The following is a 15,080-nucleotide window of genomic DNA, read 5'->3' as shown; positions in this document are numbered from 1 at the left end:
TTGTAGTGACGGACGTCACAGGCAATGCTAAGGTCGGGAATTGCCCGTGCGCGGCCGTAGCGCGAGGTGAGAGGTCTGGAAGCAGGCATGCGAGAACAGCTGGTGGGTTCGGGTTTCACGGACTGGGACGAAGTCCACGAAGTGGTGGCCGACGCGTACTTCCCTCACGACCTGCGTCCGCTGTCCCGGGACGACGCGGCAAGGTCATCGCTCGAGTCCACCGAACTCGGCCCCTCCCGGCTCGCGCGAATCGGGTTCGGCGCGGCCGTGTCGATCGAATCCGACCACCCGGGCGCATACGGCATCAACATCCCGCTGGCCGGCCACATCGTGTCCGTCACCGGTGCCAGGGAAGTGACGTCGACGCCAGGATTCGCGACGATCTGCCCACCTGACACCCGCACCGTGATCACCGACTGGAGTAGCTCCTGCGAGATCATCGGTTTCAAGGTGGAACGGGACTATCTGCAGCGGGAGATGGACCGCGTACTCGCGAGGCCGGGCCGGCAGTTGCCGCGGCAACTCGACCTACGGTCCGGCGCGGGCGCCGAGTGGCTGGGATTCGTCCGATCCGTCGCCGACCAGGCGTTGCACAACAGCATCCTCCTGCAGAGCGATCAGGTGTCGCGGCAGCTCTGCGGTGCACTCACCACCGCGCTCGTACTCGCCGCGATGCCGGATGACGACGCCGGCGCATCGGGTATCCGACCGCGCATCGTCAAAAGGGTGGTCGACGCGATCCAACAAGACCCCGCCCGCCCCTGGACCGCGGGCGAGATGGCCGAACTCGTCGACGTCAGCGTCCGCCGCATGCAGCAGGGATTCCGCGAATACGTGGGTATGACGCCGATGGAATATCTCAGCGACGTCCGGCTCGAGCGCGTCCACGCAGACCTGACCGCAAGTGTCTCCCCGACAACGGTTTCCGACGTCGCTTCTCGCTGGGGCGTCATGCATACCGGCAGATTCGCGGCCGCCTACCGGCGCAAGTACGGGGTGACGCCGTCCGACACCCTGCGGGGCGGGGAGTCCTGAGGGCTGCGTGGTCTGGTCTGGTGTAATCGCGGGTGGTGTTCGAGGCGAATACCCAGGACGTACGCTCTGGTAGCACGATTCCGGCGGTGAGTTTCAGGCGTGGTCCTCGCCGCCGCAAACCCGGCACGCTCCAGGCCGACAAGGACTGCGACAAGCACCGCCGGATCGCTGCGCGGGCAGAGGGCATTGTTCGGAGCATCGCCCGACGTGGCGTCGACAGGAACGAGCGGCCCGGTAGACACCGGTGGAAGATCGAACGCACCAACGCCTGGCTCACCGGGTATCGGCGCCTGACCATCCGCTACGAACGCCACGGCGATCACTTTGTCGGATTCCTCCATCTCGCTGCGGCACAACCGCTTCAAGACGGTCCCCACATGGGGCAAGGTCTTAGTCGAGCGACCAGCTGTGCGGTTCCTGGATCGTTGCCAAGATGCGGTTCGATGTGATTGCTCACCTAGGTGGATTGGTCGGGAGATCATCAACAGCTTGCGCGGTCTAGTGCGGTGATCCTTTCAGTCGGCATCGGGGCGGGCACCTGGTAAGGCTGCCGCAGAGGTCCAGTGAAGTTCCGCTGCAAGCGAATGGTCCCACTGACATGAGTGACTCGCGGAACGTGTCGGACCCCTGGGGTAGTGTTGCACTCATCAGTTCGACTGGGGGGTCGGTGAATAGCGCAGTGCTGGATAGCTCAGTGTTGAATAGTCCGGTGGCAGAGCAGCTGTCGACGTTATCTGCATCTATCGACGTGCTCCTCGAAAGCGATTTGACGGCACTGCGCGATTCCGACGTGCTCGAGGCCATGCGGCGATTGGAGCAGTCGCTGCGCCGCGCCGAGGCGGTGTCGCATCGGTTGGTCGTCGAGAGTGTCGAACGCTCGATACCGGCCGCACTCGGATACAACTCGCCGAACAAGCTACTCGTCGACGTTCTCCGTGTGTCTGCGGTGGACGCATCCGCCCGCGTCGCGGCGGCGCGAAACCTCGGTGTGTGGCATACATTGTCCGGTGATTCGATTGACCCTTCGATGCCCGAAACTGCTGCAGCGCAACGTGACGGCGACATCGGACCCGGTCATTCACGCGCAGTGGTCAAGGTGATGCGGAAGATCCCGCACGCAGTCGACAATGACGACGCTTCCCACGCCGAATCGATCCTGGCCCAGCTGGCGAGAACCGGGACACCCGAGGACGTCGAGCAGGCCGACACCGGATACTCGCGTACCTCAACCCAGACGGAAACCTCGGTGACGACCGTGACCGCAAGCGCAGACGCGGCATCTCGCTCGCGCGGCAGGATTCCGAACTGATGTCGAGAATTTCCGGTGAACTCGATCCCACGGCGCGAGCGTTGCTCGACCCGATCCTCGCCAAATGGGCCCGCCCCGGAATGAACAACCCTGACGATCCGGAATCACCGACGGGTGACATCGAAGACGCCACACTCGATCGCGCAGCACTCGCAGCGGCGGCCGCACGCGACACCCGCTCGGCGGCCCAGCGTAACCATGACGCGTTCAGTGCCATATTTCGGGCGCTGCTCGAAACGGGGGTACTCGGCAGACACCGCGGCCTGCCCGTCACCGCGATCATCACGATGACGCTCGATCAACTCGAAAAGGCCGCAGGCGGTCTCGCGACGACAGCGAGCGGTGGTCTCCTACCCCTCGAGGACGCATTGACGCTTGCCGAGCATGCTCATCCGGTTCTCGTACTGTTCGACCATTCCGGTCGTCCTCTGCGCCTAGGCAGACGTCGTCGGCTCGCCAATGCCGATCAGCGGCTTGCCCTGATCGCTGCCGACGGCGGATGCACCCGTCCGGGATGCGCCGCGCCGGCCAGTCTGTGCGCCGTCCACCACGTCACCGACTGGCAGAAAGGCGGCGGGACCGACATCGACAACCTCACCCTCGCATGCGATGCGTGCCACGCACAGGTCAACGATGGCTCAGCTGGCTGGAACACCACATCAACCCGCACTGATTCCGAATTTCCGGGCAGGACCGAATGGATCCCACCACCGCAGATCGATCCCACACGAGCTCCGCGAATCAATCACCGGCACCACCCCGGTGAGTTGATCGAGCATGCGCGGGCGAGTAAAACACGAGGCCAGAGTCTTCACCGAACGGAGCGAGGTGCAGGGTGATGCAGCAGGAATTACCCGCAGTCCACCATGAGGTGCCGAGGGCCGCGCAGCACCGGGTTGGGTCGGTACGGCGGCGGGTCCTCCACGAGGCGCGGGTTCGGGAGTCGGCGGATCAGTTCATTGAGCGCCATCTGACCTTCGAGCCGGGCGAGTGGTGCGCCGAAACAGCTGTGTATGCCGCTGCCCAAGCCGAGGTGCTGGTTGTCGGCGCGGTCGGGAACGAACCGATCGGGGGCGGTGAAGCGCTCCGGATCCCGGTTGGCGGAGGCCAAAGCCAGGACGATCGGTGAACCCTTCGGCACGGTCACGCCACCGACCTCGACGTCGACGATCGGGGTTCGCTGGGGAACCAAATGGACGGGCGGTTCGAACCGCAGCAACTCCTCGACCGCCAGAGGCATCAGCTCCGGATGGCGCTTCAGGCGGTCCAGCTCGTCCGGATTGCGGAGCAGGGTGAGCATGCCATTGGTGATGAGATTGACGGTCGTCTCATGGCCGGCGATGAACAACATGATCGAATTGGTGACCAGCTCGAGAGTGTCGAGACCGCCGTCATGGTGATCGGCCGCCAACCCGGACAACATGTCGTCACCCGGATTCTTTCGGCGTTCCTCGATCAGCCCGGCCATGAACATGCCCATTTCCATCTGTGCCTGCTGAGCTGCCTTCATCTTCGCGTCGCTGTCCGAATCGCGGGTCGGTTCGATGGAGGCCACCAGCGCATCCGCCCACACGTGAAAGCGCGGTTCCTCCTCGCGGGGAACACCCAGCAGTCGGCAGATCACGGACACCGGGAAGGGATACGCGAAGTCGTCGACGAGATCGATGCGGTCCTTCCCCTCGAGGTTGTCGACAAGGGTGGACACGAGGTCCGCGAGTTCTCCGCGCATGGAGTCGACTCTGCCGGGCATGTGCGGCGGTCCGAACTGCCGCGTCGTCAACCGCCGAAGCCGGTCGTGCTCGGGCGGGTCCAAACGGATGAATGCGGGCCCACCGTTGTCGGCTCGATCGGCGCCGGGCATTCCTGCACGGCGATTGTGCAAGTCGGAACTGATACGCGGATCGTGCAGCAACGCGGCGACGTCGTAATACCGTCCGACGAGGTAGGAACCGTTGTCCTGCAGCGCCGCCGGTGTCTCACGAAGTTCCTCGTACAAGGGATACGGGTTCGCTCGATTCGACTGGTCGGTGATGCGTTCGAGCAACTGCGCACGCGACATGACGAATCTCCCTGTTACTTGGGTTACTTAGGCGCCGAGACGAACTCGACGTGGCGCTCGGTGGGCAGGTGTCCGGTCACAGACACGGTCGGGCCGTGGCTCAGAATGGCGGGGTCGGGCAGCTCCGACGACCGCACCTCCCAGGGATCCGTCCGGTCCATCACGGCGAAGTCGGGCGGAAATGCAGCCGCCGATTCGATGAGGCCGCGGTAGAAGTCCAGCCATCTGCCGTGGTTGAACGCGACTGCCGCGGTGAGGCGTCCACGGAAACCGTAGGCGGCGACGAATCGGCGTTCCTCGACCGACCCCTGGGAGACGACCACCTGATCGGAATAGGTGGGGATACCGACCGATTTGATGTTGACCTCGAACTGACTGGACCAGAACGCCGGAATGTCGAGATGAGGGCGGCGGTGCAACCCCTCGTGGATCATGTTGTGGGCAGCCACTTCCGCTTGCCCGATGGCGTTGCCCCAATGCTCGAGCGCGATCAGTTGGTAGTCGTAGAGCGGATGTGGTTGCCGGGCAATGTCACCGGCCACGAAAACGTTGTCGGTGACGAGACCGTTGAGGTCGAACGCGCGGCAGCCGGCGTCGCAGGCCACTCCCCGTGGTCCCGCGGCGAGACCGGACCCGGCCAGCCATTCGGTGTTCCGGATGCTGCCCTGAGCGACGACGGCCACATCGACGTCGAGGGCTGTTCCGTCCGACAGGTGTGCCCGGCGCAGTCGGCCCTGCCCGTCACCTTCCAATCGCGCAACGGTGATGCCGCATCGTAGGTCGACACCGTGGTCGCGCTGCATGTCAGCCGCGACCGCCGCGACCACTCCGCCGAGGGCCCCCACCAGAGGCGCCGGTCCACGTTCGGTGACCGTGACCGACAACCCGCGCTCGCGGCACACCGATGCGATCTCCGAACCGGTGAATCCGGCGCCGATGACCAGCACATGACCGGGACCTGCAGACAGCCGTTCGTCGAGGCGCCGCGAGTCGTCCAGAGTGCGAACCGTAAAAACACCGTCGAGGTCACTTTCCTCCGGCTTCGGCCACGGGCGTGCCCGCACACCGGTCGTGAGCAGAACCTTGTCGAAGGGGACGCTGTCGCCGTCGCCGAGCACAACCCGGTTGTCCTCGAGGTCCAGCGCGGTTGCCGGGACACCGAGTCTCCACTTGGCGTCGAGGTCGGTTCGGGCGGGCAGCGTCGCGTGTTCAGGCGGCATGATCCCGAGCAACACCGCTTTCGACAGTGGCGGCCGATCGTACGGTTCGTAGGGTTCGTCACCGACAATGGTCAGTGGGCCGTCGAACCCCAGTCGTCGTAACTCGTCCGCTGCGCGCAAGCCGGCGAGCGATGCACCGACGATAACGACCCGCATGTCACTGCTCATGCGACTGCGGCCGAATGTCGGTGGTGATGGCCTGCACCGGGCAGGCGGCCGCGGCCTGCGAGACCCGCTCGCGTTCGCCGTCGTCCGGTCCGGCGTCGTAGAGAAGGGACTCCTCGCCGTGCAGCGTGAAGACATGCGGTGCGAGAAACACGCACTGCGCGTATCCCTGACACCGATTGAGGTCGACGACGAGTTTCACGTCCATCACCCGATCCTGAACAGTTCCGTTGCCGAGGGGTCCACAGGGACAGTGCGGCGCACGGCCGCCCGTTCGAAACCGGCGAAAAATCCGCCGGTTGTCAGTATCCCGGAGCGGACGGTCTGTACGGTTCGGATCCGCTGTTCTGGAGTTGTTCAGAACTGCCGTGCCCATCCCGCACGCGTGCGGGGAATACCGCCGAGTAGAACCCCGCGGTAAGAACGGCGGTTACAAGTAGTTTCAGAGCGGACGGATGTCACTGTCCGGAAACGACTTTGGCCGTTGCGGGGAAATAGGCGACGAATCAGCACCGATCGTGATGTGATGTGCTCACACATGATCGGAAAACGCCGAGCAGCGACAACTCAGGGGCGAAAGATTGACGATTGAAGCTCACCGCGACACCCGCGAAACGCGCCACCTTTCCGCGTTGGATGCAGCGATAGACATCCTGACCGACGCGCGAGGGGACTCTTACAGCCCGGACCAAGCATTCGACGAACTGCTCGACACCTCGATGCGACATCAGGTGGATATCGGAGACCTGGCGGAAGCACTCGCCGATCTTGCGGAGGGCGTAGACCCGCCCGACGGTCATCGCCGGGCACGTGAGGTGGCAGGTCGGGCGTGGGCCTCGCTCCTGCACTGACCCCGATCCTCCACTGACCCCGCTCCTGCACTGATTTTCAGTCAAGCGCTGTTTTCGATCAAGCGCTGAACGGGGCTACGGCACGCGCGTCAGCCCGAGCACTCGATGCAGGTGCGGACGGCGGGAAGTGCGTCGAGCCGGACGTCGGCGATGGGCCTCCCGCACCGGATGCACGTGCCGTAGGTTCCGGCATCGAGTCGCGCCAGCGCGGCCGTCAGCTCCTCCACGTCCCGGCGTGCATCGGTGAGCAGGGCCGATACCTGGGCCCGTTCGAACGCGATGGTCGAGCCTTCCGGATCGTGCTCGTCGTCGTCCGTGGTGAATTCCGATCCCTCGACGATGGCGGTGAAGCGCCTGCTCAGGGACGCGAGCCGGTGCTCCGCATCGGCCTGTTCGGCCAAGATCCGGGCGCGGTAGTCGGGAGCAGACGAGTCGAGCGTCACACGTCGTCCTCCGATGGTCGATGGAAGTGCTGGTGTCGACGGTATAACCCCTTCTACGGTGAGTCGGTGAAGAGACCCCTCATACGTATGTCACGGGCGGCCGCGAGTGTGACCGTAGCCTCCCTGACGATGGTCGGCACGTGCCTCGCCGCCCCTTCCGCGTCCGCAGACGATGCTGCCGGGGCACCCGGTGATGTCGTGGAAGTGGCTCCGCTCCCAGACGCTCTGTGGATTCCCGGTGCCGCCGACGCGCAGCGCATCACCTACTGGTCGATCGGCCCGGACGGCGATCCTGCACTCAGTACCGGTGCGATGTACGTGCCCCCCGGCGAGGCGCCCGAAGGTGGCTGGCCAGTGGTCGCGTGGGCGCACGGCACTTCGGGTCTGGCCGATCACTGCGCTCCCTCTCTCGTCGGGCCGGGCCTGCCCGAGCGGGATTATCCGTACCTCGGGCGCTGGCTCGAGCAGGGATATGCCATCGTCTCCACCGACTATGTCGGGCTGGGCACGCCGGGAGTGATGCCCTATCTCGACGGCAAGGTAGAGGCGCACAGCGTCGTGGACTCCGTGAAGGCTGCGCGTGCCGTCGACGAATCGCTGTCCAACAAGTGGGTGGTGGTCGGCCAGTCTCAGGGCGGCGGCGCCGCTGTCATCACCGGGCGCTATGCGACGGAGTACGGCGGGAAGTCGCTCGACTACCGCGGCGCCGTCGGTACCGGCGTTCCCGCGAACATCGAGTTGGCATTGCTGCCGCTCGGAGGAGTTCCCCCGACCGCCATTTCGGCAGGACTCACGTCGTATCTGTTCTACATCCTGGCCGGCCTGCGCTCTGCTCATCCCGAGATCGGCCTCGACGCCTACCTCACCCCGCTCGGTGCGCAGTATGTCGACGCCGCCGAGCAGTTGTGCGTCCACGAGATGCACGAGGCCGCCGAGGGGGTGATCGTCGGTGATCTCTTCAGCAAGCCACTGAACGAGATCCCGAACTTCTACCCGTTGTTGGTGGACTACATGGGTGTGCCCACCAGTGGTTACGACCGCCCGCTGTTCATCGGGCAAGGTCTCACGGACATCGACGTACCTGCTCCTTCGGCGGTCTCCCTGGTGGCGGCACTCACCGCGAACGGTGAGCCGGTGACGTTCAAGACCTATCCCACCGATCACAGCGGCACGTTGATCGAGTCGCAGGCGGACACCATCCCGTTCGTGAGGGAACTCTTCGCCGGGTAGCGGCACGTGTGCAGATCTCGGACACTTGCGGATCCGGCCGCACGGCACTATGGCGTGGGTCACAGACTGTCGGTACGTTCAGGAGGGGTCGCGTGTCGTGTGCACGGCCCGCACAGGCCAAGGAGGCGAGGGTGGGATTCGGCGGCTCGACGGGGTCCGCGGCAATGCGGCCCGAGATCGCATTGTCGTGGAAACGGTCGGCGCTCAGCGGCCTCGAACCGAGTTCGACACCGGACGCCGATCCCTGCAGCGACCTCGACGGATCCAGCCGGTTACTGCAGGCAGCGCGGCCCATCCTCACCGAAATGGAAGCCCAGATCCAGGGCACCGGCTTCTGCGTTCTCCTCGCTGACCGCGACTGCCGCATAGTGGCCAGACTCTTCGACGGGGCCAGGGTCGAGCGGATGATCGATGCCGCCGGAGCTGTGCTGGGCACACGATTCGGTGAGGACTGTGTCGGAACGACGGCGCTGGGCACGCCGCTCGAGATACGCCGCGGCGTCGTCATTCACCGCGACGAACACTACCTCGAACGGTTCAAGGACTTCAGTTGTTACGGCCACCCCATCGTCCATCCAGCGACTCGCCGGGTGGAAGGCATCCTCGACATGACGGGGATCGCAGCCCGGGCGAACCCGCTCTTCGCCCCGTTCCTCGCGCGCGCGGCGAGTGACATCGAACGACGCCTGCTCGAGGGGTCTCGGGTGTCGCAACAGCGCCTGGTCGACGCGTTCCAGCGCATCTCGCCCCAGAATCAGCTCGCGGTCACCGCGATCGGCGAGGACATCCATCTCAGTAATCGGGTCGCACTGGACCTTCTCCAGGTGGCCGACCATGCGACGCTCCGCAGCATGGTCGCCGATCTGCGCCCCGATCAGTCGAAGACGGCTCGTATTCGACTGTCCTCCGGGGAAGCTGCACTGGTGCAGGCCGACTACGTCGCGGGCACGGAGGGCGGGGCGGTGTTCGTCGTCCGCCCGGAACATCGGACCACCACGCCGATTCGCCGCGGGAGGTTGGCGTCCAGTTCGGTGCTGCAGCGCAGCAGGTCGGAACTCGCGCGGCTGCGGGACACCAGGGAACCGGTGGTCATCAGCGGTGAGCCGGGCACCGGCAGAACCACCGCGATTCGCGACCTCGCCGGTGACAAGTCGCTCGTATGTATGGACGCTGCCGGCATCGCGCTCGACGGCACCCAGCGATGGCTCGACAGGCTCGTCACGCTGGCATCCGGTTCGGTAGACGTTCTCGGGATCGAAGAGGTGCAGTTGCTTCCCGAGTCGATGCAACCGCTCCTCGCGAAGATGCTCGAATCGGAAGCAGGCCCGCGCATCGTCCTGACGAGTACACCTCTCGACAGTGTCCCACCGAGCGTTGCCGGGTTGGTCGGTCGGTGTTCCGGACAGGTGGTGCTCCCGCCGTTGCGGCAACGCAGTCGCGAGTTCGCGGACATCGCGCAGGCGATCCTCGACTCGCTGGAACCCGGATTGCGCCTTACGGCGAGCACGATCGAAGCCCTCGTGGCCCGCGAGTGGCCGGGGAATCTCGCCGAGCTGTCCGTCGTCCTACGAACTGCGGTGCGGCGACGCACCAGCGCGAACATCACTGTCTCCGATCTGCCGGAGTCGTATCGGACGCCGCCGCGAGTGACCCGTCTCGCTGGACGTGAGCGCGCGGAGCGGCAGGCGATCATCGATGCGCTGCAGGAATGCGGAGGCAACAAAGTGCATGCCGCGAACGCGCTCGGTATCAGCCGCAGCACGCTGTACACCCGTATGCGCGCGCTGGATATCACTGGCTGACAGCGCTTCGCGTATACCGTCGTCGAACGGCGAAGGTGTCCGGAGTCAGGACAGTTAGTGACATTGCCATCCGTGCACTATGGGCTACGTCACATTCACGACTTCGGAGGTTTTGATGACAGCGACGATCGAGCCGAGCCAGGCAGAACTCTTGCCGGCAGTACGGAACTTCCTGTCCGGTACCAAAAAATTCTTGGTCGGCGGGCAGTGGGTGGAATCCGCGAACGGTGAGACTTTCGAGACCATCGACCCGGCGGACGGTCAGGTCCTGACCACGGTGGCCCGCGGCGGAGCCGAGGACATCGATCGCGCAGTTCGCGCCGCCCGTAAGGCATTCGACGAAGGTCCCTGGTCGACCATGAAGCCGAACGAGCGGGAACGTCTCATCTGGCGGGTCGGTGACATCCTCTCCGAACGCGCCGACGAGTTCGGCCAACTCGAGTCGCTCGACAACGGTAAGTCGGCGGGCATCGCTTCCGCCGTCGACGTCGCCTGGTCCGCGGACATCTTCCGGTACTTTGCCGGCTGGGCCACCAAGATCGAGGGCAGCACGGTCAACGTGAGCATGCCTTTCGTCCCGGGTGGGCAGTTCCACGCCTACACCTTGCGTGAGCCCGTCGGTGTCTGCGGCCTCATCGTGCCCTGGAACTTCCCGCTGCTGATGGCCGCGTTCAAGCTGGCGCCCGCACTGGCGGCCGGCAATACGGTAATCCTCAAACCCGCCGAGCAGACACCACTGACCGCCCTGCTGCTCGGTGAAGTGTTCGAGGAGGCAGGCTTCCCACCCGGTGTGGTCAACATCGTCACCGGGTACGGCGACGCCGGCGCGGCATTATCCGCCCACGACGACGTCGACAAAATCGCGTTCACCGGTTCCACGGAGGTGGGCAAGAAGATCGTCGACGCCGCCAAGGGCAACCTCAAGAAGGTGTCCCTCGAACTCGGGGGCAAGAGCGCCAACGTCGTGTTCGCCGACGCCGACTTCGACGCCGCCGTGACCGGTTCACTCAACGCCTGGCTGTTCAACCACGGCCAGTGCTGCGTCGCAGGGACCCGGATGTTCGTCGAAGACAGCATCTTCGATGACTTCACCGCTGCGGTGGCCGAGGCGGCATCGCAGGTCAAGATCGGCCCCGGTCTCGATCCCACCACTCAGCTCGGACCGCTGGTGTCGCAGGAACAGTTCGACAAGGTGACCGGTTACCTGGCTGCGGGACTCGCCGACGGTGCCCGCGCCCTCACCGGCGGAAAGCGCTGGGGCGAGAGCGGGTTCTACGTCGAACCGACCGTATTCGTCGACGTGAAACCCGAATTCAGCATCGTCGAGGAAGAGATCTTCGGCCCGGTCGTGGCAGCTTTGCCGTTCAACGCGCAGGAAGGTGTGGCCAAGGCCGCAAACAGCAGCATCTATGGTCTCGCCGCCGGCATCTGGACCAAGGACCTGTCCAAGGCGCACCTCACGGCCCGTCAGTTGAAGGCCGGTTCGGTATGGATCAACCAGTACAACGGTTTCGACACGGCAATGCCGTTCGGCGGGTACAAGCAGTCGGGCTGGGGTCGTGAGCTCGGTGCCACCGCCATCGACCTCTACACCCAGACCAAAGCCGTCAACATCGCACTCTGATCGTCACTCGTCGAGGAGAAGACATGAAGACAAAAGCAGCCGTCCTACTCGGACCGGGCAAGCCCTTCGAGATCATGGAACTCGAGCTGGACGGTCCGGGGCCGGGCGAGGTTCTCATCAAGTACACCGCCGCCGGTCTGTGCCATTCGGACCTGCACCTGACCGACGGTGACCTGCCGCCGCGCTACCCGATCGTCGGTGGGCACGAAGGCTCCGGAATCATCGAAGAAGTCGGGCCCGGGGTCACGAAGGTCAAGCCCGGCGACCACGTCGTCTGCAGCTTCATCCCGAACTGCGGAACGTGTCGCTACTGCGCCACCGGGCGTCAGAACCTCTGCGACATGGGCGCGACCATCCTCGAAGGATCGATGCCGGACGGATCGTTCCGATTCCATTCCGGCAAAGAGGATTTCGGTGCCATGTGCATGCTCGGAACCTTCGCGGAGCGTGCCACCATCTCGCAGCACTCGGTGGTGAAGATTGACGAGTGGCTGCCGCTCGAGACCGCGGTGCTCGTGGGCTGCGGCGTCCCGTCGGGCTGGGGAACTGCGGTGTACGCGGGTGGCGTCCGGGCCGGCGACACCGTCGTCATCTACGGCATCGGCGGCCTCGGCATCAACGCCGTGCAGGGAGCGGTCAGTGCGGGAGCCAAATACGTCGTGGTCGTCGACCCGGTGCCCTTCAAGCGTGAGACGGCGCTGAAGTTCGGCGCCACACACGCGTTCGCCGATGCCGCGGAAGCCGCCGCCACGGTGAACGAGTTGACGTGGGGGCAGGGCGCGGATCAGGCACTGATTCTCGTCGGAACCGTCGATGAAGAGGTGGTGCAGAACGCGACCGCCGTCATCGGCAAGGGCGGAACCGTCGTCATCACCGGGCTCGCAGATCCCACCAAGTTGACGGTGCACGTGTCCGGCACCGACCTGACGCTCAACCAGAAAACGATCAAGGGAACCCTCTTCGGCTCCGCGAACCCGCAGTACGACATCGTCCGGCTGCTGCGCCTCTACGACGCCGGACAGCTGAAGCTCGACGAGCTGATCACCACCAAGTACACCCTCGAGCAGGTCAACGAGGGGTATCAGGACCTGCGGGCCGGCAAGAACATCCGTGGCGTGATCGTGCACCAGTAGGCGCCTCCGGCGCTCGTGCGCGGTTGACGAGTCCAGAGACTCCTCAACCGCGCACGGGCGCGGAGCGCCACACGTCGGCGAGGAGGTCGTACGACTTCAGCCAGGACTCGGTGTCCTCGGCCAGCGAGGCGACGATCAGCTCGTCGGCCTGGGCGTGCTCGGCGAACTCGTCGAGGTACGCCTTGACCTCGGTCGGCGTTCCGACGGCGGAGTAGCGCACCATCTGGGTGATCTGCTGACCTGCGGGTGAGGTCATGATCAGGTCGACTTCCTCGGGCGTGAACTTCTGCCCGCGCCCGACCATCTGCACCACACGACGGCGGAGTGAGGATTCGAACTGCCGATGCGCCTCCTCGCTGGTGTCTGCAGCGATGGCGTTGACACCGGCGATCACATACGGCTCCGCCAGCTGTTCGGACGGCTCGAAGCGCTCCCGGTACAGCGTCACGGCGTCGACCAGGGAGTCGGGGGAGAAGTGGGACGCGTTGGCGTAGGGGAGTCCGAGCTTCGCGGCGAGCTGAGCACCGAACAGCGAGGAACCGAGAATGTAGAGGGGGACGTTGGTGCCCTTGCCCGGTATCGCGTCGACCCCGGGAACCCGGGACTTGCCTGCCAGGTAGGCCTGGAGCTCGAGAACGTCCTGCGGGAATCGGTCGGCCGACGCCGGGTCGCGGCGCAGCGCGTACATCGTCTTCTGGTCGCTGCCGGGTGCGCGCCCGAGTCCGAGATCGATGCGACCGGGATGCAGGGTCTCGAGAGTGCCGAACTGTTCGGCGATGGTCAGCGGGGCGTGGTTGGGCAGCATGATGCCGCCCGCACCCAAACGAATGCTGCTGGTGTGTGCGGCGACGTGGGCGATGAGCACGCTCGTCGCGGACGACCCGATCGATGCCATGTTGTGGTGTTCGGCGTACCAGATGCGGCGGTAGCCGCGCGTCTCCGCGAGCTGCGCCAGCGCCACGCTCGCCTCGAAGCTGTTCCGCGCCGAGTCGCCCTCGCGGATATGGGCCAGATCCAGAATCGACAGCGCAGCACTCACGGACTTCGTCACCTTTCGTCACCGAACAGGCGCGAGACGTTAGCCTCGCGCACTACCTCCGAAGTCCAACCGCGGAGGCAGTGCGCGTATTCCTGGGTCAGCCGCCGACCAGAGGGCGGAGCGTGCGGCCGGTCAGCTCCACGATGCCGGGCTCGTGCCCGTTCACCACGAGGTTGAGGACGATGCCATCGATGCCCTTGTCGAGAACACGGGTCTGGATCTGCTCGGCCACCTCGTCCGGTGATCCGCAGAACTGTCGTTGGGTGGCCGCGGCTCGCTCCTCGTCGGAGGCGGTGGAGAGGTCGACGCCCTGAGTGAGCAGGAATTCCTGCTGGAGCTGTCGGGCGCGGTCACCGCTCTCGTCGATGATGACGAAAGCCAGGTAGCTGGTCTCGAGGGTGGAACGGTCTCGCCCGACCTCCTCGCACCGTGCGTCCAGGGCCTGGAGCTTGCGCGGGATCTCCGCCGCGTTGCAGATGATGTTCAGGTGGTGTGCGAACTGCGCGGCCAGCCGGAACGTTTTCTTCTCGCCGGAACCGCCGAGGAGGATCGGCAGGTCGTTGCGGATCCGGGGTTCGTTGATGGCATCTTCGACGTGGTACCACTTGCCGTCGAAGGTGGGACGCTCCCCCTGCAGCATCGGCGCAATGATCTGTAGTGCCTCGTCGAGGCGTTCGAAGCGGTCGGTGAACGTTCCGAATTCGTAGCCGAACTGGCGGTGTTCGAGTTCGAACCAGCCGGCCCCGATACCGAGGACGGCGCGGCCGCCGCTGACGACGTCCAGCGTGGACACCGTCTTCGCGAGCATGGGTGGGTTGCGGTAGGTGTTGCCGGTCACGAGGGCGGACAACTGGATGGTCTCGGTGGCCGTGGCGAGAGCGCCGAGCGCGGTGTAGGCCTCGAGCATCGGCTCGTCGGGCTTGCCTATCCCGGGCAACTGGTAGAAGTGATCCATCACGAACGCGGTGTCGAAGCCGGCTGACTCGGCCTCGCGCGCCTGCGCGATGACCGTCGGGAAGAGATCCGCGACGGAGTCGGAGTAACTGAAGTTCGGCATTTGGTAACCAAGGCGAATAGTCACGCGCTCGACGCTACCCGGATCGCGGCGAAGGCACCCCCTTTATCTCGAGGGGGTACTTGTGCACCCTGGGGTGGCTGGTGAGGGATGCG

At 65.1% G+C, this 15,080-nt stretch carries 14 protein-coding genes and 1 pseudogene; 9 read left to right on the top strand and 6 right to left on the bottom strand.

From position 1 onward, the window contains the following. Nucleotides 1-87: 87 nt before the first annotated feature. The 4 genes and pseudogenes from CBI38_RS27675 (at nt 88) to CBI38_RS40040 (ending at nt 3,183) form a co-directional block, all read left to right on the top strand. Complete coding sequence (locus CBI38_RS27675) at nt 88-1,035, top strand: AraC family transcriptional regulator (RefSeq protein ID WP_109333971.1); 948 nt, start codon at nt 88-90, stop codon at nt 1,033-1,035. A gap of 71 nt (nt 1,036-1,106) precedes the next feature. Further along, nucleotides 1,107-1,298 (top strand): annotated as a pseudogene (locus CBI38_RS40670) (IS5/IS1182 family transposase); the annotation flags it as partial. Between the two features lie 431 nt (nt 1,299-1,729). Beyond that, on the top strand, nt 1,730-2,344 hold the full coding sequence (locus tag CBI38_RS40045) for a DUF222 domain-containing protein (protein WP_250645711.1): 615 nt from the start codon (nt 1,730-1,732) through the stop codon (nt 2,342-2,344). After that, nucleotides 2,248-3,183 (top strand): HNH endonuclease signature motif containing protein, encoded by a 936-nt coding sequence (locus CBI38_RS40040; RefSeq protein ID WP_250645720.1) that lies wholly within the window; start codon nt 2,248-2,250, stop codon nt 3,181-3,183. Before CBI38_RS40045 ends, CBI38_RS40040 begins: the two co-directional genes overlap by 97 nt. A gap of 11 nt (nt 3,184-3,194) precedes the next feature. On the opposite strand, the gene CBI38_RS27660 is transcribed toward CBI38_RS40040, so the two are convergent. Genes CBI38_RS27660 through CBI38_RS27650 form a run of 3 tightly spaced genes read right to left on the bottom strand, consistent with a single transcriptional unit; the run spans nt 3,195 to nt 5,999 of the window. Then, entirely contained in the window at nt 3,195-4,403 is a 1,209-nt protein-coding gene (locus tag CBI38_RS27660) for a cytochrome P450 (RefSeq protein WP_109333967.1), read from the bottom strand. Between the two features lie 23 nt (nt 4,404-4,426). Next, on the bottom strand, nt 4,427-5,791 hold the full coding sequence (locus CBI38_RS27655; protein WP_109333965.1) for an NAD(P)/FAD-dependent oxidoreductase: 1,365 nt from the start codon (nt 5,789-5,791) through the stop codon (nt 4,427-4,429). Further along, entirely contained in the window at nt 5,781-5,999 is a 219-nt protein-coding gene (locus CBI38_RS27650) for a ferredoxin (RefSeq protein ID WP_109333963.1), read from the bottom strand. Before CBI38_RS27650 ends, CBI38_RS27655 begins: the two co-directional genes overlap by 11 nt. A 370-nt stretch (nt 6,000-6,369) precedes the next feature. Here CBI38_RS27650 and CBI38_RS27645 point away from each other — a divergent pair, with 370 nt between their 5' ends. Continuing rightward, nucleotides 6,370-6,639, top strand: a complete 270-nt coding sequence (locus CBI38_RS27645; RefSeq protein ID WP_109333961.1) for an ANTAR domain-containing protein — start codon at nt 6,370-6,372, stop codon at nt 6,637-6,639. Nucleotides 6,640-6,728: 89 nt separating this feature from the next. On the opposite strand, the gene CBI38_RS27640 is transcribed toward CBI38_RS27645, so the two are convergent. Beyond that, the gene (locus CBI38_RS27640) at nt 6,729-7,082 is read right to left on the bottom strand and encodes a TraR/DksA family transcriptional regulator (RefSeq protein WP_109333959.1); all 354 of its coding nucleotides are present in this window, start codon (nt 7,080-7,082) and stop codon (nt 6,729-6,731) included. 87 nt (nt 7,083-7,169) lie between these two features. Here CBI38_RS27640 and CBI38_RS27635 point away from each other — a divergent pair, with 87 nt between their 5' ends. The 4 genes from CBI38_RS27635 (at nt 7,170) to CBI38_RS27620 (ending at nt 12,871) form a co-directional block, all read left to right on the top strand. Then, the gene (locus CBI38_RS27635) at nt 7,170-8,312 is read left to right on the top strand and encodes a lipase family protein (RefSeq protein WP_109333957.1); all 1,143 of its coding nucleotides are present in this window, start codon (nt 7,170-7,172) and stop codon (nt 8,310-8,312) included. A 164-nt stretch (nt 8,313-8,476) separates the two neighbouring features. Then, nucleotides 8,477-10,114 carry a sigma-54-dependent Fis family transcriptional regulator gene (locus CBI38_RS27630; RefSeq protein ID WP_109335407.1) on the top strand — a complete coding sequence of 546 codons (1,638 nt, stop codon included), beginning with the start codon at nt 8,477-8,479 and terminating at the stop codon, nt 10,112-10,114. Between the two features lie 115 nt (nt 10,115-10,229). Further along, nucleotides 10,230-11,738 carry an aldehyde dehydrogenase family protein gene (locus tag CBI38_RS27625; protein WP_109335406.1) on the top strand — a complete coding sequence of 503 codons (1,509 nt, stop codon included), beginning with the start codon at nt 10,230-10,232 and terminating at the stop codon, nt 11,736-11,738. A 23-nt stretch (nt 11,739-11,761) separates the two neighbouring features. Continuing rightward, on the top strand, nt 11,762-12,871 hold the full coding sequence (locus CBI38_RS27620; RefSeq protein ID WP_109333955.1) for an NDMA-dependent alcohol dehydrogenase: 1,110 nt from the start codon (nt 11,762-11,764) through the stop codon (nt 12,869-12,871). Nucleotides 12,872-12,914: 43 nt separating this feature from the next. Here CBI38_RS27620 and CBI38_RS27615 read toward each other — a convergent pair whose 3' ends face one another. Beyond that, a complete protein-coding gene (locus tag CBI38_RS27615) occupies nt 12,915-13,910 on the bottom strand; it encodes an LLM class flavin-dependent oxidoreductase (protein ID WP_109335405.1) in 996 nt (331 codons plus the stop codon). A 97-nt stretch (nt 13,911-14,007) separates the two neighbouring features. Continuing rightward, nucleotides 14,008-14,991, bottom strand: coding sequence for an LLM class F420-dependent oxidoreductase (locus tag CBI38_RS27610; protein ID WP_109333953.1), 984 nt, complete (start codon nt 14,989-14,991; stop codon nt 14,008-14,010). Between the last annotated feature and the right edge of the window lie 89 nt (nt 14,992-15,080).

The sequence above is a fragment of the Rhodococcus oxybenzonivorans genome (genome assembly GCF_003130705.1).
Taxonomy (GTDB): domain Bacteria; phylum Actinomycetota; class Actinomycetes; order Mycobacteriales; family Mycobacteriaceae; genus Rhodococcus_F; species Rhodococcus_F oxybenzonivorans.
The sequence above is the reverse complement of the archived record's forward strand: the minus strand, read 5'-3'. Positions and strand labels throughout refer to the sequence as shown.

Coding starts and splice junctions, on each gene's coding strand:
- CBI38_RS27630 (WP_109335407.1), top strand. CDS start 8,477: ATGCGGCCCGAGATCGCATTGTCGTGGAAACGGTCGGCGCTCAGCGGC.
- CBI38_RS27620 (WP_109333955.1), top strand. CDS start 11,762: ATGAAGACAAAAGCAGCCGTCCTACTCGGACCGGGCAAGCCCTTCGAG.
- CBI38_RS27635 (WP_109333957.1), top strand. CDS start 7,170: ATGTCACGGGCGGCCGCGAGTGTGACCGTAGCCTCCCTGACGATGGTC.
- CBI38_RS27675 (WP_109333971.1), top strand. CDS start 88: ATGCGAGAACAGCTGGTGGGTTCGGGTTTCACGGACTGGGACGAAGTC.
- CBI38_RS27655 (WP_109333965.1), bottom strand. CDS start 5,791: ATGAGCAGTGACATGCGGGTCGTTATCGTCGGTGCATCGCTCGCCGGC.
- CBI38_RS27660 (WP_109333967.1), bottom strand. CDS start 4,403: ATGTCGCGTGCGCAGTTGCTCGAACGCATCACCGACCAGTCGAATCGA.
- CBI38_RS27625 (WP_109335406.1), top strand. CDS start 10,230: ATGACAGCGACGATCGAGCCGAGCCAGGCAGAACTCTTGCCGGCAGTA.